The sequence below is a fragment of the Teichococcus aestuarii genome (assembly GCF_042651065.1).
Taxonomy (GTDB): domain Bacteria; phylum Pseudomonadota; class Alphaproteobacteria; order Acetobacterales; family Acetobacteraceae; genus Pseudoroseomonas; species Pseudoroseomonas aestuarii.
In genome coordinates this window covers 119,534-144,163 of the sequence record NZ_JBHSCH010000004.1, presented here as the reverse complement: position 1 = coordinate 144,163, position 24,630 = coordinate 119,534, and the positions used below count along the sequence as shown (strand labels likewise).

Here is a 24,630-nt window from a genome sequence, read left to right as displayed (position 1 = left end):
GTCAGAGCATCTGGCTGATCGTCGCCAGCAATTCACGCTGGTCGAACTTCTGCTTGGTGATGTAGGCGCCGGCGCCGAGGTCGAGGCCGCGCCGCACATCCTCCGCGCTGGCGCGGGAGGTCATCAGGATCACCGGCACCGGCGCCAGGCGCGGATCGTTCTTCATGGCCTGCAGCAGGCCGAAGCCGTCCAGCCGGGGCATCTCCACATCCGCCACCACCAGATCGACGGCCACCTCGCCGCTGCGCAGCAGGTTCAGCGCATCCAGCCCGTCGACGCTGAGCAGCACGCGGAAGCCCTGCGCTTCCAGGATGCTCTTCTCCAGCGTCCGGGTGGTGATCGAATCGTCCACCACCAGGATCGTCGCCGCGGCCCGCAGCTGCGGCGCCGGCACCAGGCCCAGCCCGGCCGAGGCCAGGCGGCCCTCGTCGCGCAGCCAGCGGCTCACCAGCCCTTCCGGGCTCAGCACCAGGGCCAAGCGCTCCCCCTCCTGCATCGCCACCCCGGCCACCAGGTCCACCTCGGACGCCGGGGCATCGAGCGCCTCCACCGTCAGGGTGCGGACATCGCTCAGCATGTCGACCGCCAGCGCGCAGCGGCGCTCGCCGCTGCGCAGCAGCACAAGGCTGACATGCCCGGCCTCCACGGGAATCGCGGAGGCAGGCCGGCCGAGAAGGGTCGGCAGAGCAATCACGGGGGCAATAACGTCGCGTCCCTCGATTTCGATGCGCGTCACCGGCTGCGCCTCGACACTTTCGATGGCGGCGGCAGGCAGGCGCAGCAGCCGCTCCACGCCGCGGGTGGGCAGGCCATAGGCCTCGCCCCCCACCTCCACCAGCAGCAGCGGCTGCCGGGCGGCGGAGAAGGGCACCACGATCTCCACCTCCGCCCCCCAGGGACGGCGCTGGCGCAGCGCCGCGGTGCCGCGCAGCCGCCGCGCCGCCTCGGCCACCACCGACATGCCGATGCCGCGGCCGGAGAGGCGGTCGGCCGTCTCGGTGGTGGAGAAGCCGGGCTCGAACACCAGGGAGAGCAGGTGCTCGCCGGGCGGCGGGGGGGTATCGGCGGGGCGCGGCGGCAGCAGGCCGCGCCGCACCGCCTCGGCCTCGATCCGCGCCAGGTCAGGACCGCGCCCGTCGTCGAACACGGTCAGCGACAGCAGCCCGCCCCGCGCCACCAGCCGCAGCCCGATCTCGGCCTGCGGCGGCTTGCCCTGGCGGGCGCGCTCCGCAGCACTCTCGAGCCCGTGGCTCACGGCGTTGCGCAGCAGGTGCGTCACCGGGTCCTTCAGCGTCTGCAGCACGCGGCGGTCGGCCTCCAGCTCCAGCCCTTCCATCCGCACCGCGGCATTGCCGCCGGCTTCGCGCACCAGGTCGCGCGTCATGCGGGCCAGCGAGCCGAGCACCGCCTCGGCCGGCACGAGGGCGATGCGCTCCACGCGCGCGCGGAGCTGCGCCGCGGCGGCATCGGTGGCCCAGGCGACCGCGCGCTGCTGCCGCGCCAGATGGCCGAGCTGGCGGAACATCGCCAACAGGCCATGGCTGAAATCCTGCAGCCGCGTCGCGCTGCCCTCCCCCCGGGGGGCCTGGGCCATGCCACGGCCCAGCCGGTCCCATTCCCGGCGCAGGCCGCGCATGTCGGCCTCCAGGGCGCGCAGGACGGCATCGACCTCCGCCTGCCGCGACAGGGTGTCGGACAGGGCATGCACCGCGCCGGCAAGCTCCTCCAGCTGCTCCGCCCGGACACGAAGGTACTCCACCCCGCCGCCGGCCGGCTCGGCTGCCGCCGGAGGGGCGGGCGGAGCAGCCTCGGCCGCCTGCGGTGCGGTGGCAGCGGGCGCCACGGCCGGCGGCGGCGTGGCGGGAAGGGCCGCAGCGGGAGAAGCGCCGGCAGCTTGTGCCAGCGGGCGCGAGCCGCCGAGCAGGCCGTCGAGCGCCTCCAGCGCGGCGATGGGCAGGGCCGGGTCCGGGTCGCTCCCCAGCGCCGCCACATAGCCCTCGATGGCGTCCAGACCAAGCTGCACCGTGCCGATGCTGGCCGGGCCCAGCGACAGCGCCCCCTCCCCCACCCGCATGAACACGGCTTCCAGCCGGTGCGACAGCTCCTCCACCGCCGGCAGGTCGACCGCACGGGCGGCGCCCTTGAGGCTGTGGGCGCGGCGGAAGATGTCGCGCAGATCGAAGGGCCGGCCGGCCTCGGCCTCGGCCAGGGCGGCGCGGATCGCCTGCAGGTGCTCCTGATGCTCGATGGCGAAGGCGGCCAGCAGCTCCTGGCGCAGATCGTTCATGCGGCACCGCCCCGCAGGCGTGGCGAGGGCGGCCGATGGCCCGCCCTGCCCCGCCGCTCACCCGCCGATGGCAGACGCATGGCCAGCCCCCCGCTCAGAGCCGGTAGCGGTCGGCCAGGGCGACGAGCTGCTGCGACAGCTGCGACAGGTTCGCCGCCGCCGTGTCCAGCTGCCGCGTGCCGGCCGCGGTCTGCTGGCTGGCCTGGCGGATGTTCTGCAGCGCGCTCATCACCTGCTCGATGCCGAGCTGCTGCTGGTTGGTCGAGGCGACGATCTGCTGGAAGGTCTGCACGCTCTCCTGGATGCGGCCGGTGATCTCGGTGATGGTGCTCTGCGTCGTGTCGGTGCGCTCGCGCCCGGTGGCCACGCGCTTCACCGCCTCCTCGGTCAGCATGACGGAGGCGTTGATGCCGCGCTGGATGTCGCCCAGGATCGAGCGCACCTGGCTGGTGGCCTCCTTCGCCTGGTCGGCCAGCGTCTTCATCTCGGCGGCGACGACGGCGAAGCTGCGCCCCTGCTCGCCGGCGGCGGCGGCCTCGATGGCGGCGTTCAGCGCCAGCAGGTGGCTGCGCTCGGAGATGTCGTTCACCGTGGCGATGATCTCGCCGATCGCCTGCGTCTTCTCGGAGAGCGCGACGATGTTGGTGGCCACCGCCTCGGCCTGCTCGCGGATGGCGTCCATCGCGCGCACCGTCTCGTCCACCGCGCGCAGCCCGGCGGAGGAGGTCTGCGCCGTGGCCTGGGCGGAAGCGATGACCTCCTGCGCCCGCTTGCCGATCTGCACGCCGGAATGGGTGATCTCGTCGACCGTCGCGGCGGTCTCCTGCACGGCGGCGAGCTGCTCCTCGACGCTGGCGGCCTGCTCCTGCGTGCTGGCGCGGATCTCGGCGGCGGCGGCGTTCAGGTTCTCGGTGGCCTCCCGGCTCTGGCCGGCGAGCTGGCGCAGGCCCTCCACCATGGCGTTGAGCGTGCCGCCGAGGCGGCCCAGCTCGTCATGCCCGGTCGAGGCCAGGTCGCCGCCGAGGTCGCCCCGGCCGACGCGCTCGACGAAGTTCATGAAGGCCGAGAGCGGCCGCACGATGGAGCGGCGGATCAGCACGGTGATGGCGATGCCGAGCAGCACCGCGCCGATCATGACCATGATCACCGAGAAGCGGCTCTCGAGATAGATCTCGTTGCTGCGCCGCTGGCCGCTGCCAATCACCTCGTTCAGCGCCTCCTGCAGCTGGCCGGTGAGGCGGTAGAATTCCTGCCGCGCGGGCAGCAGGGCGGCACCCACGCCCTGCACCGCGTCCAGGTTGCCGGCCTGGATGGATTGCAGCTGCTCCTGGCTGCGCTCGCGGATCTGCCGCAGCGGCAGCGCCGCCTGGGTGACGATCTGGGAGATCTGCTGCCAGCCGGTCTGCCGCTCCGTGGAGGCGGCGTTGGCCAGGTTCTGGCTGGCCTGGGCCTGGATCTCGTTCAGCAGGCGCTCTGCCTCGGTGACATAGCGCGGCACCAGCGGGGCCGGGTCCTCGGCTGCCGTCTCCCGGCCCAGGCTGCGCAGCAGGAAGCGCGAGACGGCCCGGCTGCGGGCGTCCTGCAGGTCGTGCTCGGCATCCTGCAGGTCGATCAGCTTGCGCAGCATGGCCATGTCGCGGGTGACCGTGACCTCGGAGGCACGGGTGACCACGCTGATCTGGTTCAGGCTGTAGAGTCCCAGGCCGACCAGCAGCAGCGTGATGGCGGTGAAGCCCAGAAGGATGCGGTTGGCGATGCTCACGGCGTCACGCTCCGGAAAGTCTCGGGAGAAGACAGGTAGGGTTGCAGCAGGCGGTCCATGTCGATCAGGCCCAGCACCGGCCGGCGGCCGCCGGCCAGGGCGGGAGGCAGCCAGGCATGGCCCGCCACCATCCGCTCCGCCACGGGCTGGCCGGGCTGTTGCAGCGGGGCCACCTCGGCCACGCCCAGCACACGGTCCACGCGCAGGGCGAAGCGGCGCGGAGCGTGGCGCAGCAGCACGACATGCCCCTCCATCATCCGCCCGTGAAGCGCCGGGTCGGACGCCGCCTCGGGCCGGGCGGCGGGGCGGCCAAGCGCCAGGCCAAGATCCAGCACGCTGAACACCTGCCCGGTGCGGCCGAGCAGCCCCAGCATCGCCGGCGGCGCACCGGGCAGCGGCACGCAGGGCGCGGCAGGCAGCACATGCGCGGCCATGGCCAGGGGCAGGCCGTAGAACTCGTCGCCCAGCGCACACGCGATCACGGACAGGACCGGATGGGCCGCGTCCTGCGCCGCGTCGGCGCGGGCCCGGCCGGCCAGGCTGCGCGTGCGCTCGTCCATCAGCCGCTCCGCACGGGCGCGCAGCGACGGCAAGGCCGCGGCGAGGGTCCGGCCGGGCATCAGCGGGCCGTCCCTGCGGGATGGGTGTCGAGATGCAGCCGCGCCGTCTCGCGCAGCGCCCGTGCGGTCATGCCGTCGCCCTCCTCCACGGTCTCGTCCGGCGGCATCGCATGCGCGATGCGCGACGCCACGGCGAGGGCGCGCCGTCCGGCGGCGGCCTCTCCCTCGTCGAGCAGCAGCAGGCCCAGCTGATAGTGCGCCATGACGAAATCGTTGCGCAGGTAGAGGGCACGGCGGAAGGCCCGCTCGGCGGCGGCACGCTGGCCGAGGGCCCGCTGCACCAGCCCCTCGTAATAATGCAGGGCGGCGTCGAGCGGCCATTCCCGCAGGCCGGCCGCGCAGGCCTGGCTGGCCGCGAGAAGGTCGCCCCTGTCGGCCTGGGCGCGCACCTGGTCCAGCCAGCCGGCGCCGCTCTGCCGGGCGGCGCCGCTGTCCTCCTGCGCAGCCGCGGTGGAGGGCGGCGCGGCAGGGCGCGGCGGAGCGGCCGCTGGCTGGGCTGGCCCCGGAGGGAAAGCCGAGGTGGGTGCCACCGGCATCCAGGGTGCCGGGTTGGTGACGGCAGGCGGGCTGCCCGGCCACCCGGCCGGCAACGGCCGTGCGGCAGCCGTGGCGGCGGAGGGGGGCGCCAGGCCCGTCTCCCCGCGCCGCCGATAGGCGACGGTGCCCGGCAGGTTCACGACCTCCAGGAACTCGGCGAAGTCCGGGTTGGGCTCGGCATGGCCCAGCAGCAGCCAGCCCCCCTCGTGCAGCCGCTCCGACAGGGCCCGGACGATGCGCAGCACCACCTCGGGGTGGAAGTAGATCAGCACGTTGCGGCAGAGGATCAGGTCGTAATCCGTGAACTGGAGCGGAGAGGTGCCGTCCAGCAGACTCAGCAGGTTGTGCTTCTCGAAGCGCACCATGGCGCGGTGCTGGGGCCGCAGCAGCCAGTGGCGGCCATCGGCGGCGGGGATGAAGTCCCGCTGCAACTCCTCCGGCGAGAGGGTCCGCAACGCCCAGCGGCTGAACCGCGCCTGCCGTGCCGTCTCCAGCACCGCCTCGTTCAGGTCGGTGCCCAGGATGGACAGCCGCCAGTCCGGCAGGGCCTCGCCCAGCAGGCGGCGCAGCAGGATGGCCACCGAGTACGGCTCCGCGCCGCTGGCGCAGCCGGCGCTCCAGATACGCAGCCGGCTCCGCGGGCGGGCCCGCTCCAGCAGGGCCGGCAGGATGGTCTCGCCCAGCGCCGCGAACTGCTCGGCATAGCGGAAGAAGAAGGTCTCGCCGATGGTGATCTCGGCCTCCAGCGCCGCCCATTCGGCCTCGCCCTGCGCCATGTCCCGCAGCCGGGCCAGGTACGCGCCCGCGCCGACCAGCCCGGTGGCATGCAGCCGGCGCCGGACCCGCTCCCACAGCAGCTCGTCCTTGTCCTGGTAGTAGTGGTGGCCCGTGCGGGCGACGATCTCGGCCTTCAGCGCCAGGAAATCCGCGTCCGGCAGCAGGGTGGCCGTGAAGGGCCCGGGCGCCGCGCGCGTCATGCCGCGCCCTCCCTTCCCGCGCCTTCCCACTCCGCCAGCCGGGACTGCGCGCCCTCGCGCAGCGTGGCCAGGGTGGCGGCTTCCTGCGCCAGCAGGATGCGGTCCGGTGCCAGCAGGTGGATGAAGCCTTCCGGCGTCTCGATCTCGGCCGTGGCACAGCCATTCAGCGTCGCCTCGGGCGGCACGGGGCGCAGCCGCTCCGGCGGGATGCGCCGCATGTCCAGCACCCGGTCCACCAGCAGGGCCAGGAGCGGCTTCCCCTCCCCGCTGGTCAGCAGCAGGTGGCGGTACAGCGCGTCCTCGGCGTCGCCGGATGCGGCAAGGCCGAAGAGGCGCGGCAGGTCCAGCACCGGCACCGCCTCGCCGGCGAGATTCATGAAGCCCGCCAGAGGGCGCGGCAGGCCCGGCGGCCGCCAGAGGCGCGGCAGCGGCAGCACCTCGCGCACCGCGGCGCAGGGCAGGGCACAGCGCCGGCTGCCCAGACGCATCACCACGTAATGATCCGCTGGAAGGGCCGTCATAGCGCGCCAGTTCACGAAAGAGGATTTCCTGCTGCGGCGTTTTGGTTACCACCGGTTGTATCGCACGCCAACCGGCTCCCCTCGACCCTGCGGCGTGGGCGCGGCAGGATAGGGCATAACATTCCGGAGATTTCGCTCATGGCCACAGACCTTGCCGCCGCCGCGGCCGCCCTGCTGGAGGCACGCCGCAGCCGCCGCTGGCTGGCCGCGCTGCCCGAGGGCGCCCGGCCCGCCACGCAGGAGGAGGCCGTGGCGATCCAGGCGCTGGTGGCGGAGGCGCTGGGGCCGGTCGGCGGCTGGAAGGTCGGCGCCGCCACGCCGCAGGCCACGCCAAGCGGCGCGCCGCTCTACGCCAGCAACTTGCGCTTCGACAGCACACCCTTCGCCGCGGCCGATTTCAACATCACCAGCATCGAGGCGGAGATCGGCTTCCGGCTGGGCGCCGACCTGCCCCCGCGCGAGACGCCCTACAGCCGGGAGGAGGTGATGGCGGCGGTGGCCAGCCTGCACCCCACCATCGAGATCGTGGACACCCGCTTCACCGCGCTCAACTGCACCGACGCGCTGAGCCATGTGGCGGACCAGGTCAACCACGGCGCGCTGGTGGTCGGCCCCGCGCTGGAATCCTGGCGCCACATCGACCCGCCGAACGAGCCCGTGCGGCTGACCTTCAACGACGAGGTGGCGGTGGAGCATGTCGGCGGCAACACGGCGGGCGAGCCCATCCGGCTGCTGCAATGGCTGGCCAATGAGGGGGCGCGCGGCCTCGGCGGGCTGAAGGCGGGCATGGTGGTCACCACCGGCAGTTGCACCGGCCTGCTGCTGGTGAAGCCCGGCACCCGGGTCCGCGCCAGCTTCCGCAATGCGGGCACGGTCGAGACCGCGATCGTCTGAGCGGGCACGAAAAAGGCCGGGGGCGTTGCTTCCCCCGGCCTCTGGCGACGCTCAGGCCCGGCCTGTCAGGCCAGGAAGCTGCGCAGCGACTTGCCGCGCTTCGAGACCTGCAGCTTCTTCAGCGCCTTCGCCTCGATCTGGCGGATGCGCTCGCGGGTCACGTTGAAGGTCTTGCCGACCTCCTCCAGCGTGTGGTCGTTCTCGCCGCCGATGCCGAAGCGCATGCGCAGGATGCGCTCCTCGCGCGGCGTCAGGTCGGAGAGGATGCGCATGGTGGCATCCCGCATCGAGGAGCGCGCGGCGGCCTCGAAGGGGATCACCGCGTTCTCGTCCTCGATGAAGTCGCCGAGGCGGCCGTCATCATCCTCGCCGATCGGGTTCTCGAGGCTCACCGGCTCGCGCGCCAGGCGCTGCACGGCGCGCACCTTGTCCACCGACATGCCCAGCTCGCCCGCCAGCTCCTCCGGCGTCGGCTCGCGGCCGGCCTTCTGGGCGAAGCGGCGGCTCATCCGCGCAACCTTGCCCACCGTCTCCGTCATGTGCACCGGCACGCGGATGGTGCGCGCCTGGTCGGCCAGCGAGCGGGTGATGGCCTGCCGCACCCACCAGGTGGCGTAGGTGGCGAACTTGAAGCCGCGGCGCCAGTCGAACTTGTCCACCGCGCGCATCAGGCCGATGTTGCCCTCCTGGATCAGGTCGCCGAACATCAGGCCGCGGTTGCGGTAGCGCTTGGCGATGTGCACGACGAGGCGCAGGTTGGCGCGCGTCAGCTCCTCCTTCGCCTTGCGCATGTCGCGCTCGCCCCGGCCGACCTCGGCACAGACGCGGCGCAGCTCCAGCACGGCCAGGCCGCTCTCCGCCTCCAGCTTGCCGATGGCGGCGCGGATCTCGGGCAGGCCCTCGCGCAGCTCGCGCAGCGCCACCTCGCGCTTGGCGGAGCTGGTGCGCAGCTTCTGCGCCGCTTCCAGCAGCGCCGCCGCCCCCGCCTCGGTGCCATTCCAGACGCCGAGCACGAGATCGCGGTCCAGCCGGGTGGCCAGCGCCAGGCGCACCGCCTTGCCGTCCAGCGCCATCAGGCGGCGGCTCACCTCCCGCACCTCGCCCACCAGCAGGTCGAGGCGCGCGGGGCGCAGGCGCAGCGCGCCGAACAGCCCCACCATCTCCACCCGCTCCGCCTTGGCGGCGGCGCTGCCGATGCCGAGCGCGCAGAGCCGCGCATGCGCATCGAGGGCGGCGTTGAAGGCGGCCAGCACCTCGGGCTTCATCTTCTCGTCGAGCGTGGCGTGCGGCGCGGCCTCGCTCTCCTCGCCTTCCTCGAGCTCCGGCAGCGGCGCGGCGTCGGCCGCCATGGCCTCCAGCTCCACCACCTCGCGCAGCGGCATCTCGCCTGCCTCCAGCGCGGCCTTCCAGGCGGCGATGTGGCGGAAGGTCATCGGGTTCTCGCACAGCCCGGCCAGCATGGCGTCGCGCCCGGCCTCGATGCGCTGGGCGAGGGCGATCTCCTCGTCGCGCGTCAGCAGCTCGGTGCCGCTCATCTCGCGCAGGAACATCCGCACCGGGTCGTCGGAGCGGGAGAGGCTCGCCTCGTTGACGTTCCCGCCCTCCGCGGCCTCCTCGCTCGGCTCCTCGCGCGCCTCCTCGGCGTCGGGCGAGCGCTCCTCATCCTCCGCCGGCTCGTCCTCCGCCGCATCGCTGCGCACGTCGATCGTCTCGGGGCTGTCGAACTCCTCCCCGAATTCGGCACGCCAGCCGCGGCCATTGGTCAGCACAGGCACAACCCGTTCCGCCTCCTGCCCTTCCCGGGCCAGGATGTCCCCATAGGTGCCCGCCCGTGCCTTGAGCTCCGCGCCATTCTCCGCGTCACCCTGATCCGCCGCGCCGTAGGTAAACATCCCGTCCATCGATTCACCTGTCTCGTTCGTGCTGGGGGACCAGGGAAGGCCCCATCTCGTATCGTGTCTCGCCGGAGTGTCCCGGGCCTGCCGGCCCGCAGGCCATAGCCCGCCGCCGCGCGGCGGCGCGACTTTAGAGGGCGAGATCATAAGGAAAGCTGGGCGTCCGCTCCGCCAGACGCCTGCCTCATCTAGGGAGCCGTTCCCGCTCCCAAAACCCCCGCCGCCTGCAAGGCGGCGATGCGGTGGCATGCCAGGGGTGCCGCCGGCCTGCCGCCAAGGGCTTCAACCGCCCCGAAGCCGAGCTGCTCATGCGCGCTCCTCTTGGCCGTGCCAGACCCGAAGGATGACCACCGTTCCCGCCTCCCCCAGCTGGTAGCGCAGCCCGAATGCCGTTCCGGCGAAAGGCACCACCAGCTCCCGCCGGCCCGTGCCATCGGCCAGGGGGCGGCCGATGGCGCCTTCGGCCAGGCGGTCCGCGGCGCGGGCGACAGCCTGGGCGGCACGCCGCGCCGCCTCGGGATTTCTCTCGTGCAGAAGGAGAAGAAGGCGCTCAAGAGCGCCGACCGCCTCCGGCAGCCAGGTCAGGACAGCCATGTCGTGGTCCGGCGCTCACTCAGGGCGAGGTCGCCCGCTCTCCGTTCCGAAGCTGTCCAGCCACTCCCGCACCGAGGCGTGCGGCACGCCGCGCCCGGCCAGGCGGTACTGTTCCCAGCGCGCCAGATCCTCCTGCTTCTCCTGCTCGTAGCTTTCCTCGCGGTCGAGATACTCGAGCACGGCCTTCTTCATCAGCCAGTGCGGCGAGCGGTCACGCAACTGGCCGAGCGCCTGCAGTCGCCTGCGGGTCTCCTCATCCAGCTTCAGCGCGAGGCTGCTCGACATCGGCCATGCTCCGGGGTGCCACTCGGTCATACTCGTCTATACCGTTGCCTCCTGTCACAGCAATGAAATCTGTGCAGGGCTGTCCCCACGCCCACGCTCAAGCCGGCGATGCGCGAGACAGAGGCGCGCCCGGCATATGTGAACCTTGCCAGCCGAGGGGTTCTGCCTCCCTCCACCGATTCGCGGGCCCGGTGTGAACTTTGCCAGCCGGCGCAAAGCAGGCAGCCAGGGGCCTCTTGTGAACTTTGCCAGCCGGCCGGGAGGCGCCGGGAAGCCCGGGATGTGAACCTTGCCAGAACCCGGATTTCCCGATTTATCGCCTCTTTACAGAGGGTTGTAGAGTTATCCACGTGAACCCTGCCAGCCCTTCTTCAATAACAATCTCTCCACTACCCCTAGGCTTGCTCTGGGCTGGCAAGGTTCACAGACCTGGGAAGGACCGGTGACGGGGCTGGATGGCAAGGTTCACATCGACGGACGAGAAACGGCGTTGCAGGGTGCGGCGCATGGTCGAGCCAGATGACAAGCCGGGCAGCAGCGTCGAGCAGGGAGACCTGTTCGGGCCTAACAACAGCGTGCACCGGATTGTCGCGGCCAAGGGGGCCAAAGGAGCCGTGAAGGCAGCCCAGACAGCCATCCTCGAGCCGCGCCCGCCCAGCCTGCCGAAGGCGCTGGCCGGGCGTATGGGGCGGCAGATCGCCGACACCGCCTCCTCCGCCATCGTCCGCGAATTCGAGGGCACCAGCGAGATCGGCTACAGCTACTCCGCATGGTGCCTGGCCGGCCTGCCGCACCGGGACCAGCCCCGGGACCAGAACTGGCTGATCGAGACCGATTTCGCCCGGCTCCTGGTCCGCCCCGGCGTGCGGCTGCGCGACGACAACAGCCAGGAATATGTCGGCGTGCCCTTCGGCAGCTATGCGCGGCTCCTGCTGATCGACTGGCAGACCGAGGCGCTGGAGCGTGGCAGCCGGGAGATCCACATGGGGCGCTCGGCCAGCGCCGTGGTGGCCCGGCTCGGGATCAACCGCGGCGGGCCAAGCAACGGCAAGGTGGCCGAGCAGCTGGAGCGCCTCGCGAGTTGCACCGTCGACTTCAGCTTCGGCAACGACAAGAAGGGCGTCATCGTCAACCAGCGCCTCGTCGATGCCTTCAGCTATGTGGGCGAGCCGGATCCACGCTCCAAGAAGACGGCCAGGCTCGTGGAGCGCGTGGTTCTCTCCCAGGCCTTCTTCGACGAGTTGCGGCGGCACCCCGTGCTGGTGGACCGCGCCGCGGTGCGGGACCTGACCACCTCGCCGCTGGCGATCGACATCTATCTCTGGCTGGCCTACCGGCTGCACTCCCTGCAGAAGGAAACGCCGATCGGCTGGGACAGGCTGTGGCGGCAGTTCGGCTCCAAGGTGGGCGCGCTCAAGAACTTCAAGACGCAGTTCGAGGGACCCCTGCACCTGGCATTGTCCGCCTACAAGAACGCCAAGGTGCGCGTGAGCGACCGGGGATTGCTGCTGGAGCCCTCCCCTCCCCCGATCCATCACTGAGCGGCTTGCAGGGATCACACCCTGCCGCCCCCCCGCCGCTGGGAAGGATCACAGGCGGCCCGCTCCGTCTGCCTAGCCGCCTGAACGGCGCGGCTTCTGCAGCCCTGCCGCCAGTTCCGGCAGGCGATCCGCCATGGCGTGCACCGTCTCATCGGTCAGCGAGGTGGCGAAGCGGAACACCCATTGCCCGCCATTGCGGGTCAGGGTTCCGATGCGGCGGCCCTCATGGACGATATGGCGGCGTTCGGGCGGCTCGGGCTGCGCGGCCGGCTGGCGGCTGCCGCGCCCCTCGGCGGCCCGCATCAACACCGCGATCTGCTCATCCGGGTCGAAGGCGGATTGCGCCTGGCGCCGATAGGCGTCGAGGGCCTCCAGAATGCGCGCCAGCGCGTCCGGGCTGGCCTCGACCGCTTCCATCACCCGGCGGGCCCGCAGCACGGCCAGGCGCCGTGGCTCCTCCAGCCGCTCGATGATCTCGGCGGGAAAGCGCGAAAGCCGGAGGTAGAGGCTGAGCGTCGAGGGATCGAGGCCGAACTGCGCCGCAAGCTCCCGGCCCGGCCCCTCAAGCCGGGCGCGAACCTCGGCGAACCAGCGGGCACGCTCCAGCGCCGAGATGTCCTCGCGCCGCTCGTTCTCCGAGAACTGCACCCGCAGCATCGCCGCATCGTCGAGGGCACGGATGCGGGCGAGGACGGAAAGGCCCAGGCGGCGGCAGGCTTCCAGCCTCCGGCGGCCGGCGGCGATCTCGTAGCGCCCCTCCGGCTGGCGGCGGACGGTGATGGCGTCGTTCTGGCCGTTGTGGCGAATGTCCTCCAGAAGCGCCGTGAATTCCGGTCCTTCGAAGGCACCCGGCAGCCTGTCGCGCGGCAGGGGATCGGCGATCACGGAAGGGTCCAGGAAGAGGAACTCGTCGGCCGAGTCCCCTGCCCTGCCAGCCGCATCACGGGCATGGGCGAGCGCACGCTCCAGACCGGCATTGGCGGTGCTGGCCTTGGCCAGCTCGGCCTCCAGCCGCACCACCCGCTCCCGCAGGCCCTCGGCCGCGAGGTTCAGCGCCGCGGCCGGCCTGTGCACCCCGGCCCCTTCCGGCGCCGCAGGGCGGCCAGACGCGGCGTCGGTCATTGCGGTCCGGTCGCGGACAGCCTGGGCCAGGGTGCCGAAGCGGGAGGCGGCGGGCTTCATGGTTGCGTCTCCTTCACCATCGCATCGCGGCCCCAGGCCCGCCAGACGTCCCGCTCGATCGCGCGGCTGACGCTGTTGGCGCTGGCCAGGACACGGTTGTAGGCGGCCCGGTCCGTGCTGGGCTCGTACTCGTAGAGAGTTTCCTTGCCGAAGCCCGCGGTCCCCATGATGCGCGAATGCAGGAAGGGATCCGGCAGCACCATGTCGGTGAAGCGCTCCCGCAGCAGGTTCAGCAAGGCTTCCTGGCTGCGGTCGGTCGGATCATAGGCGGTCACCAGGATGCGGTTGAAGGCCAGCTTCAGCCCGTGGCCGAAGGCCTCCTGGAAGGCGGTGGTGTAGCCGGCGAGGTGGGCGAAGAACTCCCCCGTCGATGCCAGGTCGGTCATGGTGGCGCGGCTTGGCACCACGATCCCGGTCGCCGCGTGCAGGGCGGTGGTCATCAGCATGTTGACGTCCGGCCGTGTGTCGATGACCGCCACATCATAGTCGCTGGCAACCTCTGCCAGGAAGGCGGACAGCTCCTCGAAATAAAGGGTTTCCTTTGCCTCACCGCTGGCTGCGCGGCGTGCCAGCATCTCCTCCGCCTCCGACAGGGCCGCACCCGCGGGGACGAGGTCGATATTGGGCCAGTAGGTTGGCTGGCAGAGAGCCTTGGCGGAGAGTGGAACATGCTGCCGCGCCACCCAGCCGGCAAAGCTGTTGCCAAGCCCCACCTCCTCCGCCGGGTCCATCCCGAACTGCGCCGTGGTACTGCCCTGGCTGTCCAGATCGATCAGCAGGATACGGTAGCCCGCAAGTGCCATGTACTGCGCGAAGTGCACGCTGCTGGTGGTCTTGGCGGAGCCACCCTTGAAGTTGGTAAATGCGATGGCCGCCAGTTCCTCGCCTTTCGCCGCGTCACGCCGAGGCAGGAAGGACAATTGCCCGGTGCTTTGATAGAGTGCCGCGCGCGCCGCCATGATCTCGGCGAAATCCATGCGGGCCCGTGGCGCGATCCCCTTGCCCGCCGGCTTCAGGCCGCTGGCCTGCCGCAACTGCCGAGGCGTCACGCCCAGCAGTGCAGCCACCTCCTGGGTCGAGAAACGCCGCAGCCGCTTGCGCTTGTCCGGGGCATTCTCCACCTCGATGGCCATGCGCTGCGCGGTACGCAACACCTCGGCGACGTGGCGGAACCTGGCGGCCTGATCCATCGCACTACCTTTGAATCCGTCTTTTCTCCTTAATGGCCTGTGGTGGCTTGCGGAAGCCCCTATGGCATTGGATGCATCCAACACTGGCCGGAAGGCTCATTGGATGCATCCAATTCCGCCGCCCTGCCATCCCGCCGGACCCATGGTATAGAGCGCCGCTGCGAAGGAGCTGGGCCATGATGCAACGCGATGAACTCACCCGTGTAAAGGCACGCATCAAGGCCCTGACCGAAAAGACGGTGTCCAATGGCTGCACCGAGGCAGAGGCGATGGCCGCCGCCGAGATGGCCGGGAGGCTGCTCGAACGCTACGCGCTGAGCATGGACGAGATCGAGGTCCGGCAGGCGCGCTGCGTACAGGCCGAGGTGCCTTTGGCCGGGCGGCAGAGACGGCCCATTGATGGCTGCGTCCCGGCCGTGGCGCGGTTCTGCGGCTGCAAGGTCTGGCTGAGCCGCGACGAGGAGGGGGCGCGCTATGTCTTCTTCGGCTTCGAAAGTGACGTGGCCCTGGCCACTTACCTGTTTGCGGTGATCGAGCGGGGTATGCAGACGGAGCTGGAGCGTTTCCGCCACGCCCATCCCGCCCTGCGCGGCGTGCCGCTGCGTCAGGCCTCCGTCAGCTACCAGCAGGGCATGGCCGGGCGGATCGCCGAACGGCTGGAAGCGATGCTGGCAGCGCGCGAGGCCGAAGTGGCCGCCCAGCGCAGCGACAGCACCGCGTTGATGATCGTCAAGCACCGGGTGGTGGAGGACGCCTTTCGGGAGACCACCATACGGCTCGTCGCCACGCGCCGGGCGGGGATCCGGGCCAATGGCGCCTACCGCCAGGGCTATGCCGCGGGAGACCGGATCAACCTGAACCGGCCGGTCGGCGGAAGGACGCGCGACGTCCTGCCATGAGCCGCGCCAGGGATACGCAGCGCGCCCGCGTCTATGCCTGGGAGGACCGCTTCGTCGCGCCTTCCGGCGGCGGGACGGTCGGCTTCGCGCAGGCCCCGCGCATGGTCGAGGCGATCTGGGCGGATCTGGGGCTGCGATATCCTCCCAGGGTCGAGCCTCTGCCCGCCCAGGCGCGCCGGCGCCTGGCGGATGCCGACCGGATGCGGATGCGGCTTCCCGAATCCGTGCCGGACTGGGTCCTTCTGCATGAACTGGCCCATGCCCTGAGCGCCACGCATGACGGCCAGTCGGATGGCCATGGTGCCCGGTTCCTGGGATTGTATGCGCAACTTCTGATCCGTTATCTCCGCATCCCGGAGGAAGCCTTGTTTTCCTCGATGGCCGAGGCCGGGCTGCGCGTCGATCGGGCGGCGCGGCCGCTGTTCCTGGATCCTGTCCGCGCATGACGGAGACCCTGTCTCACCTGGCCGGCCTGAACGAGGCGCAGGCCGCGGCCGCCATGGCCACGGCACCGCAACTCGTCCTGGCGGGCGCCGGCTCCGGCAAGACCGAGACCCTGACCCGGCGGGTTGCCGATCTGATCCTCCGGCGTGGCGAGGCACCCGAACGCCTGCTCTGCATCACCTTCACCACCAAGGCGGCGGGAGAGATGCGGGCCCGGCTCGCCGCGCGGCTGGGGGCGGGGAGGGTGCCCCGCTGGGTCGGCACCTTCCATGCCGTCATGGCCCGGCTGATGACCGAGGAGGCGTCGCAGGTGCCCGGCCTGCCGCGCGGCTTCGCCATCCTGGGGCAGTCCGATGCACGGGCCGTGCTGATGGCGCTCGCCGGGCTGAAGGATGCGCGCGAGGGAATGGCTCTGCAGGATGCGGTGTCGCTGCTGAAGGGGTCCCTTCTCGGCGCACGGGATGCCTGCCCGCAGGGTCCTGCCTTCGCCCGCTTCGAGGCGGAGACCCTGCGGCAGGCGCAGGCCCTGCTCCCCGCCTATCGCGCGGAACTGGACCGCCGCGCGGCGCTGGATTTCGACGACCTGATCACCCGCCCCGTCGAGGCCATGCAGGCGGACCGCGCCCTGGCGCAGCGCTGGGGAACGAGATGGTCGGAGTTGCTAATCGACGAGTACCAGGACACCAACCTGGCCCAGCACCGGCTGATACGCCTTCTGGCGGGGGAACAGGGAAGGGTCTTCGCCGTGGGCGACGACACCCAGTCCATCTATGGCTGGCGGGGCGCCGATGTGTCGCAGATCCGCCGCTTCCGCCGCCAGTATCCGGGGGCTGGGGAGACCATCCGGCTGGAGATCAACTACCGTTCCGCCCGTGCCATCCTGCTGGCGGCGAATGCCGTCGCGGCGCGCGACCCGCAGGCGCTGCGCAAGACCCTGCGGCCGGCCCGGCCCGATGCGAACTGGGGCACACCCCTGCTGTTGCGCGAGGCGGAGACGCCGGAGCAGGAAGGCCGGGCGGTGGTGAAGCATCTTCAGGCGCTGCGCACGGGGGAGGAGGGTCTTCCCTGGAGGGAATGCGCGGTCCTGCTGCGTGCGGGATTCCTGGCGGAGCCTATCCTGGCGGCCCTGGCCGAGGCAGGAATGCCGTTCCGCCGCGTCTCGGAGCGGGAGCCGGAAGTGCCCCGCGATATCCTGGCCGCCCAGGCCTGGCTCCAGCTGGCCATGAGCCATGACGGGCATGGCTGGAACGCCGCCGCCGATGACGCCTTCCGCCGGGCCTGCGCCCATCCGCCCAGAGGGATCTCCGGGCGGCTGTTCGCGCAACTCCGCCAACATGCCGCGGAGACCGGCCTGGCCCTGGCCGCCGCGGCGGAGGACCTGCCCGGCTCCGACGAGGACCGCCTGCGGCTGCGGGCAGTCGCCGATCAGGCGCGGGCACTTGCCGCGGACATCCACAGGCGCCGCCTGCCGCCGGAGGATGCGCTGCAACTGGCCGCCGAGCGGGCCGGGCTGGCCGCCGGGCTGCGGGAAGCGGGGCAGGCGCATCTGGCGGCCTGGGAGGCGGCCTTCAGCGCCGCCGGCCGCTTTGGCAGCCCCGCCGCCTATTGCGAGGCCACGGCGCTGGGAGAGGCGGCGGATGCCGACCTGCAGGCCGACGCCGTGCCGGTGATGACGCTGCACCGCGCGAAGGGCCTTGAATTCGACCATGTGCTGATGCCCGGCCTGGAGGACGGCGTTTTTCCCAGCTACCGGGCGGAGGCGCAGGGCAGCCTCGCAGAGGAGCGCCGTCTTTTCTATGTCGGCCTGACGCGGGCCCGGCGCAGCCTGTGGCTGAGTTGGGTGCGGCACAGGCGGGACTGGGCAGCCAAGCCTTCCCGTTTCCTTGCGGAGATTCCGGAACAGCTTTTCAAAGGCCCGCCCGGCGCCGGGGCGCCTCCCGGCCCGGTCAAGAGGACGCTGCCCCCTCCGACCCAGGCGGAGACGGACCGCCTCGTCGCGGAATTCCACGCCCGCAGGAAGCCTCCCGGATCGGGCCGTAGGAGGGGGGAAGGGTAGGGGCGGCTCGTGGCCGGAGCCGGATCCTCTACCTGGCCTTGCCGATCATCTCCTGCACCTTCGCGGCGAGGGCGCCGAGTTCGAACGGCTTGGTCATCAACATCATTCCGGGTGCCAGGGGCTCCTTCAAGGCGTCCCCGGCATAGCCCGTGATCAGCAGCACCGGCAGGTCTGGCCAGCGCTGGCGTGCGGCGTCGGCCACCTGCCGCCCGTTGAGGCCGTTCGGCAGGCCCAGATCGGTCACCATCAAGGCCACCTGGGGTGCCTCCTGGCCGTAGAGGATGCGCAGCGCCGAAGGGCCATCGGTGGCCTCCAGCACCCGGTAGCCCAGTTCGCGCAGATATTCGGCCGAGACCGAGCGCACCGGCGCCTCATCCTCGACCAGCAGCACGACGCCTTGCCCGGCCGGTTCGGCGAAGCGCCTCCCGGCCGCCGGCTGTGGCACGGCGGCAACGGAATGCTCGCCCTGCCGGTCCGCACGCGGGAGGTAGAGGCGCAGCGTCGTGCCCTGGCCAACGGCGCTGTCGATATGCACCGCGCCATAGGATTGCCGCACGAAGCCATAGATCTGGGAGAGACCGAGACCCGTTCCCTGGCCGAGCGGCTTCGTGGTGAAGAACGGCTCGAAGGCGCGCGCCTTGGTCGCCTCGTCCATTCCGGTGCCGGTATCCGTCACCGCGATCTCGACATAGTCGCCGGGCTGGGCGCCCTCCTGGTAGGCGATCTCCGCCGCGTCCAGATGGACATTGCGGGTGGCGATCGTCAGCCTGCCGCCTTCCGGCATGGCATCGCGCGCGTTGATGGCCAGGTTGAGCAGGGCATGTTCCAGCTGGTTCGGGTCGCACAGCACGGGCCAGGAGCCGTCGCAGAGGCGCAGCTCGACCCGCACCTCGGGCCCGACCGTGCGCCGGATCAGCTCCGTCATGCCCGTGGCCAGCAGATCCGGATTCACCGCGCGGGGATGAAGGGCCTGGCGGCGGGCAAAGGACAGCAGGCGGTGCGTCAGTGCCGCCGCGCGCTCCACCCCCTGCCGCGCCGCATCCACGAAGCGTTCCGCCTCCGCCACACGCCCCTGCGCGACGCGGTGCTGCATCAGCTCCAGGCTGCCCATGATTCCCTGCAGCATGTTGTTGAAGTCATGCGCGATGCCGCCCGTCAGCTGGCCCACCGCCTCCATCTTCTGGGCCTGGCGCAGCGCCTCCTCGGCCTGGATGCGGTCCATGGCCTCGGCCTGCAGGGCATCCAGCGCGCTGCGCAATTCTGCGGTGCGCGTGTCCACCTGCACCTCCAGCGTCTCGTTCAGGTTGCGCAGCGCCGCCTCGCTTTCACGCAGGCGGCCCTCGGCGGCACGGCGCTCGGTCACGTCCTGGCCAATCTTGAGGAAGCCCTGCAGCTTGCCGTCCGGCCCTCGCAGAGCGGTCCTGCTGCCCTCGATGAACACCCGGGAGCCGTCGCGGCGGAGGTGCCAGCGCACATTGGGCGCCGAACCCTTCTCCCGCGCGACCGCAGCCTCCCATTCGGGCACACCCTGCTCGCGGTCCTGCGGTGTGTAGAGCATGGAGCCCGGCTGCCCCACCGCCTCCGCGGCGCTCCACCCGAACACCACAGCCGCGCCTGGCAGCCAGTCCGTGATCCGGTCCTCCGCATCGGTGAGGAAGATCGCGTAGTCGCGCGCCTTCTCGACGATCAGGCGGAAGCGCTCCTCGCTCGCCGCCAGGGCCGCAGTGGCACGATGCAGGGCTTCGCTCTGCGCCTCTGCCGGCGGTGCTTCGGCAGGGACGGGGCCGGCCCCTGGCCTCGCGCGGGCAAGCTCGGCGCGAAGCCGGGCCACCTCGGCGTTCAGCGCTGCCTCGCGGCTTGGCCCGAGGCCGTCCTGCCTATTCTCGCTCATCTGCCTGAAGAGGATGGGCGCCGGCTGTCCGTGCCGCAGGCGCGAATACCAGGGAAGGAGGCGCGATGGAGCGCGCCCTCCCGGGGCGGAGCCAAGCCGACGCGGCCTGTCGCGCGGCAGAATGCAACGTGGATGAGCATGCCATGCAACCTTGATACCCAAGACCGATGCCAGACCTCGACGCGATCTGCCCCTCTAAAGTTGCAGCAGGCAGAAGGGTTGCGGCATGAGTCCCGATGCCGCATGGCCGCACACGCGCAACTGATGCCTGGCCGATTTCCGGCGACTGCAGACTATCACCATGGCCGCTATGGCCGCCCGCGCCTGCAGCAGGCGCCTGCATGCCGCCGGTTGTCCTGTTCGCCGGGGCCATTTCGAGACAGGCTCATGCGGGCCTATGGGAGCCAGGCTATCGTCCGCCGGCGCTTCCGTCCCCCGGCCACCCACAGCCGCCATGCCTTTGCCGTTGCCCCGAAGCTGCTGGGCTGGGCCAAGCGCGAGCAGTGGCGGGCGCAACTTGCCTGCTCGGCGCTCACCATGGCCATCCGGCGGCATGGCGCGCCCGGCTGGGCGTGCGGGAGCAGAGCGTAGGCAGGCCGAGCAAGGTGAGGCAGCTTGTATCCGGCGCTGGCGGGCGATAGCCCAAGGCGCTGCGCGGCCGGACCGTGTTGTCGTGCCGCCACCAGCGCTCGATCTGCACCTCGGCCTCGCAGAGCGAGCAGAAAATCTCCCGCCCCAGCCAACTGCGCACCGCCTTGGCCGCGAACGCCCGCCCGTTGCCAGAGCGGATGTGGTCCGGCGGACCGCGTTCGATAGGCAGCTCGGCCAGGACCCGAAGCACGTCATCTGCACGGCATGAAAGCCGATGCAGGGTTTCGACATCCGCGCCATGGGCGGCAGCGGCAAGGACACCAGACCGTGGCCTTCATAGAAGCTGCGTGACTCCCGAAGAACGTCTTGCCATCCGTTGCGCCGCGCCCCTTCGGTATCCAGGCCAGCAGCTCTCGCGGAGGCCTTCATCGTGCCTTCAGTCCCAGTCGCCGCATGCGGTCCCACAGCGTGGTGCGCGAGACGCCGAGCGCCCGGGCAGCATCGCCGAGCCGGCCTCCATGTTCCGCCAGGACAAGGCTGATATGTTGTCGTTCAGCCAAGTCGCGCGCCTCAGCCAGCGATTGCCTACCTTCTTCGGTTGAATCACTGGAGTTGGAGGACGTCGGCTGGCCAACAGGATGCGGGCCTGCCGCAGCATCAGGTGGTTCGCCGCTCCGGGAACGCTCCGGAAAGAGATCCGCCGCGCCAATCTGCGAGGTGGCGGCGAATAGCGCCGCACGCTCGATACGGTTGCGCAATTCACGAAGATTGCCGGGCCAGGAATGTGCCCGCAACGCCGCCAGCCCGTCCGCAGCGAAATTGAATGATGTCTCGGCTCTGCCGCCCGTGACGCGACGCAGGAAGTAGCATGCGAGCTCGTCGATATCCTCAGGCCGGTCACGCAGCGGCGGCACAATCAGGTCCAGGACTGAGAGCCGGAACCAGAGATCCTGCCGGAAGCTGCTCCTTGTCGTCATGGACCGCAGATCGGCATGCGTGGCCGCTACAATCCGAGCTCGGAAGGGGCGGGGCCGGCGGGCACCCACAGGTAGGAATACCTGCTCCTCGACCAAACGGAGCAGACGAGCCTGAAGTGCCGTGCTCAGTTCGGCGATCTCGTCAAGGAATAGCGTGCCGGCGCCGGCCTGCCCAACAAGCCCTGGGACCTCCTCGGCAGCAGATCCTTGGCCCACACCTTCCTGACCAAGCAGAACGGCTTCGGCCTGTGCCAGCTCGGCCGGCAGAGCGGCGCAATCAACCACCACGAAGGGTTCCTGCGCCCGCGAGCCCATGTCATGCAGCATGCGCGCCATGTAACCCTTGCCGGCGCCGCTCTCTCCGGTGATCAGCACCGGAACTCCTGTTTCTGCGGTGCGCCCAAGCAGGCTGTGCAGGGCCCGCATGGGCGGCGAGCGCCAGCCGGGCATGCCCTGCGCCCCTGCGGCGCCGGCCTCAGGATCCGCGCGTGCACGCTGCAACTCGGCAAAGCCGGACAGTTTGTGGAGGAGCTGCTGCACTGGGAAAGGCTTGGCCAGGTAGTCATCCACGCCAAGGCGCATCAGGCGCACGGCTTGCTCGATGCCCCCATAGGCTGTCATCACCACCACCGGTGTCGTACCGAGCTCCGGCATCAGCCGTGCGATGAGAGCTTCGCCGCTCTCGTCGGGCAGGCGGATGTCGCAGAGCACCATTGTCGGCCGATGGCGGCGCAGCAGCGCCTCTCCTTCTGCGGCAGAGCGTACCCAGTGCGTGGCAACTCCGGCCAGCCGCAGACGCTGCACCAGCGATCGGCCCAGAACGGCGTCGTCCTCGATCAGCGCCACGGAAAGCGCGGCTTCCTGGTTCATGCGAGAAGCTCCGGAGGCATTGGCTCGTTCTGCGACGATGCGGCGGCGGCCTGCAGGATGATACGCGTGCCACGCCCACCTGCTCCAGGCTGCACCGCGATCTCCACGGCCAGTTGCTGACCGAGGGCGGCAACCACCTCCAGCCCGAGCCCGAGGACAGGCGCCGCATCGTCCTCTACGGGGGAAGCAGGGCTGCAAAGCCGCCGCTCCGCGGCTGGCGAAAGGCCCGCACCGCTGTCCTCGACCACAACGGCGAGCCGCGCATCGGTTCCCACCTTCACTTCCAGCCGGACGCGGCCACCCGCTGGCGTGGCCGCAACCGCATTCAGCAGGAGGTTGAGCACCATCTGCCGTAGACGCAGCGCGTCCACGGGGAAAGGTTCTGGCAGCGCCACGCACCAGTCGAGCGCAATGCCACGCCGCTGTGCGGCAGGGGTGACGAGCACGCGCAGATCCTCGAAATCCGCTGCGGCGAGGAAGCGTGGCGGACCCCAGTCACGGTGCACGGCCAGGGTCGAGGCAACGACCCGCTCAATCTGGCGCAAACCTCGTTCCAGAACGTCCAGCGCCTCATTCCGCTCGTGCTCGTCATGGCCGAACTGTCGCGCCGTCTCAACGGCGGTCAGCATGCCAGCGAGCGGGTTCCGCACCTCATGCGCGACGGTCCCGACGAGCCGGCCGAGCAATGCCGCCCGCTCCCGTTCGGCCAGACGCCGGGAGAGGTTTTCCCGCCTGGTGAGCTGCGCGACCATGCCGTTGAAAGCATGCCCCAGCCGACCTGCCTCGCTGTCCGAGGGCGGCATCATAGGCTCGGCAAGCGGTTCGAGCTGCCCGGCCCCGACCCGCCGCAGCGCCTGAGTGATGGCTAGCACTGGCTTGAGGGCGTAGCGCGCGGCAAGTGCGGAGAAGGCCGCGCCGATCAAGGCGATGGCCAGGCCGAAGCTCAGCATCGCCAGGTCAAGCCGGCGCCGGCGCTCCGTGATGGAAGAGACGTCGAGCTTCGCTGCGACCACGCCGATCACCTGCCCACGGTCCTTGAGCGGGCGCTGCGCCCAGACCGCGTCGCCATCGGTGGCCAATTCCCAGATATGGCCACGCAGGCCGCGGGCAAAGGGGGCAGGCCATTCAGGGTTGGGGCCGATTCCGGCGGAGGCAAGCCGCTGGCCATCCGCAGAGCCGATGACAATCCGCCGTTCCCGGATGCCTTCCTGAAAGCCAAGCGCGCGCTGCAGGGCTTCCTGGAGCGCCTCTGCGTCACCATTCCGCACCGCTGGCAGTACCGCGGCGGCAAGACCATCGAGATACACCCGGCCCAGGCGCTCTGCCTCCTGATCCAATCGTTGCCCCATCGCCCAGCTGACGAGTTGTCCTGTCGTCACGGTGAACAGGAACACAGTGGCTGCCGTGAGGAGCGGCACACGAAGGGCAAGCGGCGGGAGAGGAAGACGGAATGCCATCGGGGAGAATCGCAATGTCTGCTGCCACTTCTGCTCAACGCCAATGCGGCGCTGTCGTCGCCTGCTCAGCGAAGGAGGAAGTCAGGGCGGCTTCGGGCCGGTTGCCGCCAGGGTCGCTTGCTGAACCGTAGAGCGAAGTATGAAAGCACGATGCGCCAAAGTATCGCAAATTCGAAACCGCCAATGTTCGGATTAATGAACACGCTTTCCGAATTCTGAACATGCATCTGAAGATCTTTTACAAATAAAATCATGAACAAGCGCAGGCTTTACTGCAACCTGTTCGCCGTGCCTTTTGTTATTGAAGCGGTCGGGACAAACCATTGTCCGGCATCGGCAAAGGTCATGCCTGGCGTGGGCGGCCATTCCAGCTCTGACCGATCCGGCACAGGGTTTGACGGGTCTTCGCCCGCTCGACCACGGGCAAGGAACGTGGCCATGGCGCATGCGGCCCAGGACATAGAAGCCAGACGGCCGGAGATGACAGACAGCGCCCGTATGAAAGGCTCGGCCGAACAGACCGACGGCGCAGTGAAGAAGGACGCTGGCACCATGACGGGTGATGAGAAGATGAAGCGTAGGGCCGAATGAACCAAGAAGGTAAGGCTCGGAACGTTGTTGGCCGCGCCAAGGTCGCCGCTCAGGGTGCGCTTGGGAAGAATCGCGGGCAGGCCGTCATCGCTCTCGGCCAGAGCGGAGAGCCTGCGGAGCAGGATACGTCACCGGCGCCTCAAGCAGAATAACGTCATGGCGGGAACGGCGTCCGGCTGGCGCAACATCATCGGGCAGAAGCGGGCTGTTCCCGGGCCGAAATTCCTTGACCAAGGAGATGATTATGATTGGCGGCATTCTGAAGCTCCTCGGCGGCACCATCGGCCTGATCTTCCTGATCGGCCTGCTTGTCGTCATCGGGTTGCTTGCACTGATCTTCTAGGCCTTTGGGCGGCGCCATCCCCACAGGCGGCGACCAACTGCGGCCCGAGGCGCTGCCCGCTGTGCAACCCTGCTGCAGCCAGGCAGGCGCGAGGGCGGCAAAGCACCCAGGAATACTCAACACCAGCCTGGAGAAACCCAAGACATGGCTTCAAAGCTTCACACGGCTGCTGCGGCGGCACTTCTTGTCGTTGCCCTCGGGGTAGCGGCTTGCGATGACGCTTCGG

Annotated in this window: 21 protein-coding genes; 7 read left to right on the top strand and 14 right to left on the bottom strand. The window is 70.3% G+C overall.

Annotation, left to right across the window (positions count from 1 at the left end; genetic code table 11):
* Position 1: 1 nt before the first annotated feature.
* The 5 genes from ACFOY6_RS03455 to ACFOY6_RS03435 all read right to left on the bottom strand — a co-directional run bounded on the left by ACFOY6_RS03455 (position 2) and on the right by ACFOY6_RS03435 (position 6,719).
* The gene (locus tag ACFOY6_RS03455; RefSeq protein WP_379648966.1) at positions 2 to 2,287 is read right to left on the bottom strand and encodes a hybrid sensor histidine kinase/response regulator; all 2,286 of its coding nucleotides are present in this window, start codon (positions 2,285 to 2,287) and stop codon (positions 2 to 4) included.
* Between the two features lie 94 nt (positions 2,288 to 2,381).
* A complete protein-coding gene (locus ACFOY6_RS03450; protein WP_379648964.1) occupies positions 2,382 to 4,049 on the bottom strand; it encodes a methyl-accepting chemotaxis protein in 1,668 nt (555 codons plus the stop codon).
* Positions 4,046 to 4,669: a chemotaxis protein CheW gene (locus tag ACFOY6_RS03445; RefSeq protein WP_379648962.1), complete on the bottom strand. Its 624-nt coding sequence runs from the start codon at positions 4,667 to 4,669 to the stop codon at positions 4,046 to 4,048. The genes ACFOY6_RS03450 and ACFOY6_RS03445 overlap by 4 nt, the downstream gene beginning before the upstream one ends.
* On the bottom strand, positions 4,669 to 6,183 hold the full coding sequence (locus tag ACFOY6_RS03440) for a CheR family methyltransferase (protein WP_379648960.1): 1,515 nt from the start codon (positions 6,181 to 6,183) through the stop codon (positions 4,669 to 4,671). The genes ACFOY6_RS03445 and ACFOY6_RS03440 overlap by 1 nt, the downstream gene beginning before the upstream one ends.
* Positions 6,180 to 6,719: a chemotaxis protein CheW gene (locus tag ACFOY6_RS03435; RefSeq protein ID WP_379648958.1), complete on the bottom strand. Its 540-nt coding sequence runs from the start codon at positions 6,717 to 6,719 to the stop codon at positions 6,180 to 6,182. Before ACFOY6_RS03435 ends, ACFOY6_RS03440 begins: the two co-directional genes overlap by 4 nt.
* A gap of 123 nt (positions 6,720 to 6,842) precedes the next feature.
* Here ACFOY6_RS03435 and ACFOY6_RS03430 point away from each other — a divergent pair, with 123 nt between their 5' ends.
* On the top strand, positions 6,843 to 7,598 hold the full coding sequence (locus tag ACFOY6_RS03430) for a 2-keto-4-pentenoate hydratase (protein WP_379641377.1): 756 nt from the start codon (positions 6,843 to 6,845) through the stop codon (positions 7,596 to 7,598).
* 65 nt (positions 7,599 to 7,663) lie between these two features.
* On the opposite strand, the gene rpoD is transcribed toward ACFOY6_RS03430, so the two are convergent.
* The 3 genes from rpoD to ACFOY6_RS03415 form a co-directional block, all read right to left on the bottom strand.
* Positions 7,664 to 9,499, bottom strand: coding sequence for an RNA polymerase sigma factor RpoD (gene rpoD, locus ACFOY6_RS03425; RefSeq protein ID WP_109517231.1), 1,836 nt, complete (start codon positions 9,497 to 9,499; stop codon positions 7,664 to 7,666).
* 300 nt (positions 9,500 to 9,799) lie between these two features.
* Positions 9,800 to 10,087 (bottom strand): type II toxin-antitoxin system RelE/ParE family toxin, encoded by a 288-nt coding sequence (locus tag ACFOY6_RS03420; protein WP_109517230.1) that lies wholly within the window; start codon positions 10,085 to 10,087, stop codon positions 9,800 to 9,802.
* A 15-nt stretch (positions 10,088 to 10,102) separates the two neighbouring features.
* Positions 10,103 to 10,372 (bottom strand): CopG family ribbon-helix-helix protein, encoded by a 270-nt coding sequence (locus tag ACFOY6_RS03415; protein WP_109517229.1) that lies wholly within the window; start codon positions 10,370 to 10,372, stop codon positions 10,103 to 10,105.
* A 506-nt stretch (positions 10,373 to 10,878) separates the two neighbouring features.
* Between ACFOY6_RS03415 and ACFOY6_RS03410 the strand changes: the two genes are divergently transcribed.
* Positions 10,879 to 11,913 (top strand): replication protein RepA, encoded by a 1,035-nt coding sequence (locus tag ACFOY6_RS03410; protein WP_109517228.1) that lies wholly within the window; start codon positions 10,879 to 10,881, stop codon positions 11,911 to 11,913.
* A gap of 72 nt (positions 11,914 to 11,985) precedes the next feature.
* On the opposite strand, the gene ACFOY6_RS03405 is transcribed toward ACFOY6_RS03410, so the two are convergent.
* Both ACFOY6_RS03405 and ACFOY6_RS03400 read right to left on the bottom strand, forming a co-directional pair.
* Positions 11,986 to 13,095: a ParB/RepB/Spo0J family partition protein gene (locus tag ACFOY6_RS03405; RefSeq protein ID WP_379648955.1), complete on the bottom strand. Its 1,110-nt coding sequence runs from the start codon at positions 13,093 to 13,095 to the stop codon at positions 11,986 to 11,988.
* Complete coding sequence (locus ACFOY6_RS03400) at positions 13,092 to 14,285, bottom strand: AAA family ATPase (protein WP_379648954.1); 1,194 nt, start codon at positions 14,283 to 14,285, stop codon at positions 13,092 to 13,094. The genes ACFOY6_RS03405 and ACFOY6_RS03400 overlap by 4 nt, the downstream gene beginning before the upstream one ends.
* 176 nt (positions 14,286 to 14,461) lie before the next feature.
* Between ACFOY6_RS03400 and ACFOY6_RS03395 the strand changes: the two genes are divergently transcribed.
* The 3 genes from ACFOY6_RS03395 (at position 14,462) to ACFOY6_RS03385 (ending at position 17,684) form a co-directional block, all read left to right on the top strand.
* Complete coding sequence (locus ACFOY6_RS03395; protein ID WP_379641354.1) at positions 14,462 to 15,184, top strand: DUF7168 domain-containing protein; 723 nt, start codon at positions 14,462 to 14,464, stop codon at positions 15,182 to 15,184.
* 101 nt (positions 15,185 to 15,285) lie between these two features.
* Positions 15,286 to 15,630, top strand: a complete 345-nt coding sequence (locus tag ACFOY6_RS03390) for a hypothetical protein (protein WP_379648952.1) — start codon at positions 15,286 to 15,288, stop codon at positions 15,628 to 15,630.
* Positions 15,627 to 17,684: an ATP-dependent helicase gene (locus ACFOY6_RS03385; RefSeq protein WP_379648950.1), complete on the top strand. Its 2,058-nt coding sequence runs from the start codon at positions 15,627 to 15,629 to the stop codon at positions 17,682 to 17,684. The genes ACFOY6_RS03390 and ACFOY6_RS03385 overlap by 4 nt, the downstream gene beginning before the upstream one ends.
* 28 nt (positions 17,685 to 17,712) lie before the next feature.
* On the opposite strand, the gene ACFOY6_RS03380 is transcribed toward ACFOY6_RS03385, so the two are convergent.
* The 4 genes from ACFOY6_RS03380 to ACFOY6_RS03365 all read right to left on the bottom strand — a co-directional run bounded on the left by ACFOY6_RS03380 (position 17,713) and on the right by ACFOY6_RS03365 (position 23,407).
* A complete protein-coding gene (locus tag ACFOY6_RS03380; protein ID WP_379648948.1) occupies positions 17,713 to 19,575 on the bottom strand; it encodes a hybrid sensor histidine kinase/response regulator in 1,863 nt (620 codons plus the stop codon).
* Between the two features lie 532 nt (positions 19,576 to 20,107).
* Positions 20,108 to 20,416: an integrase core domain-containing protein gene (locus tag ACFOY6_RS03375; protein ID WP_379641345.1), complete on the bottom strand. Its 309-nt coding sequence runs from the start codon at positions 20,414 to 20,416 to the stop codon at positions 20,108 to 20,110.
* 175 nt (positions 20,417 to 20,591) lie between these two features.
* On the bottom strand, positions 20,592 to 22,013 hold the full coding sequence (locus ACFOY6_RS03370; protein ID WP_379641343.1) for a sigma-54-dependent transcriptional regulator: 1,422 nt from the start codon (positions 22,011 to 22,013) through the stop codon (positions 20,592 to 20,594).
* The gene (locus ACFOY6_RS03365; RefSeq protein ID WP_379648945.1) at positions 22,010 to 23,407 is read right to left on the bottom strand and encodes a sensor histidine kinase; all 1,398 of its coding nucleotides are present in this window, start codon (positions 23,405 to 23,407) and stop codon (positions 22,010 to 22,012) included. Before ACFOY6_RS03365 ends, ACFOY6_RS03370 begins: the two co-directional genes overlap by 4 nt.
* Positions 23,408 to 23,722: 315 nt before the next feature.
* Here ACFOY6_RS03365 and ACFOY6_RS03360 point away from each other — a divergent pair, with 315 nt between their 5' ends.
* Both ACFOY6_RS03360 and ACFOY6_RS24385 read left to right on the top strand, forming a co-directional pair.
* A complete protein-coding gene (locus tag ACFOY6_RS03360) occupies positions 23,723 to 24,061 on the top strand; it encodes a CsbD family protein (protein WP_379641339.1) in 339 nt (112 codons plus the stop codon).
* 244 nt (positions 24,062 to 24,305) lie between these two features.
* A complete protein-coding gene (locus ACFOY6_RS24385) occupies positions 24,306 to 24,404 on the top strand; it encodes a small membrane protein YohP (protein ID WP_456316316.1) in 99 nt (32 codons plus the stop codon).
* The last annotated feature ends 226 nt before the right edge of the window (positions 24,405 to 24,630 follow it).

Bases quoted from the DNA above. Each gene is read 5' to 3' on its own strand.
- ACFOY6_RS03455 (WP_379648966.1), bottom strand. From the start codon at position 2,287: ATGAACGATCTGCGCCAGGAGCTGCTGGCCGCCTTCGCCATCGAGCAT.
- ACFOY6_RS03445 (WP_379648962.1), bottom strand. From the start codon at position 4,669: ATGCCCGGCCGGACCCTCGCCGCGGCCTTGCCGTCGCTGCGCGCCCGT.
- ACFOY6_RS03440 (WP_379648960.1), bottom strand. From the start codon at position 6,183: ATGACGCGCGCGGCGCCCGGGCCCTTCACGGCCACCCTGCTGCCGGAC.
- ACFOY6_RS03430 (WP_379641377.1), top strand. From the start codon at position 6,843: ATGGCCACAGACCTTGCCGCCGCCGCGGCCGCCCTGCTGGAGGCACGC.
- rpoD (WP_109517231.1), bottom strand. From the start codon at position 9,499: ATGGACGGGATGTTTACCTACGGCGCGGCGGATCAGGGTGACGCGGAG.
- ACFOY6_RS03420 (WP_109517230.1), bottom strand. From the start codon at position 10,087: ATGGCTGTCCTGACCTGGCTGCCGGAGGCGGTCGGCGCTCTTGAGCGC.
- ACFOY6_RS03415 (WP_109517229.1), bottom strand. From the start codon at position 10,372: ATGTCGAGCAGCCTCGCGCTGAAGCTGGATGAGGAGACCCGCAGGCGA.
- ACFOY6_RS03410 (WP_109517228.1), top strand. From the start codon at position 10,879: ATGGTCGAGCCAGATGACAAGCCGGGCAGCAGCGTCGAGCAGGGAGAC.
- ACFOY6_RS03405 (WP_379648955.1), bottom strand. From the start codon at position 13,095: ATGAAGCCCGCCGCCTCCCGCTTCGGCACCCTGGCCCAGGCTGTCCGC.
- ACFOY6_RS03400 (WP_379648954.1), bottom strand. From the start codon at position 14,285: ATGGATCAGGCCGCCAGGTTCCGCCACGTCGCCGAGGTGTTGCGTACC.
- ACFOY6_RS03395 (WP_379641354.1), top strand. From the start codon at position 14,462: ATGATGCAACGCGATGAACTCACCCGTGTAAAGGCACGCATCAAGGCC.
- ACFOY6_RS03390 (WP_379648952.1), top strand. From the start codon at position 15,286: ATGGTCGAGGCGATCTGGGCGGATCTGGGGCTGCGATATCCTCCCAGG.
- ACFOY6_RS03385 (WP_379648950.1), top strand. From the start codon at position 15,627: ATGACGGAGACCCTGTCTCACCTGGCCGGCCTGAACGAGGCGCAGGCC.
- ACFOY6_RS03380 (WP_379648948.1), bottom strand. From the start codon at position 19,575: ATGAGCGAGAATAGGCAGGACGGCCTCGGGCCAAGCCGCGAGGCAGCG.
- ACFOY6_RS03370 (WP_379641343.1), bottom strand. From the start codon at position 22,013: ATGAACCAGGAAGCCGCGCTTTCCGTGGCGCTGATCGAGGACGACGCC.
- ACFOY6_RS03360 (WP_379641339.1), top strand. From the start codon at position 23,723: ATGAACAAGCGCAGGCTTTACTGCAACCTGTTCGCCGTGCCTTTTGTT.
- ACFOY6_RS24385 (WP_456316316.1), top strand. From the start codon at position 24,306: ATGATTGGCGGCATTCTGAAGCTCCTCGGCGGCACCATCGGCCTGATC.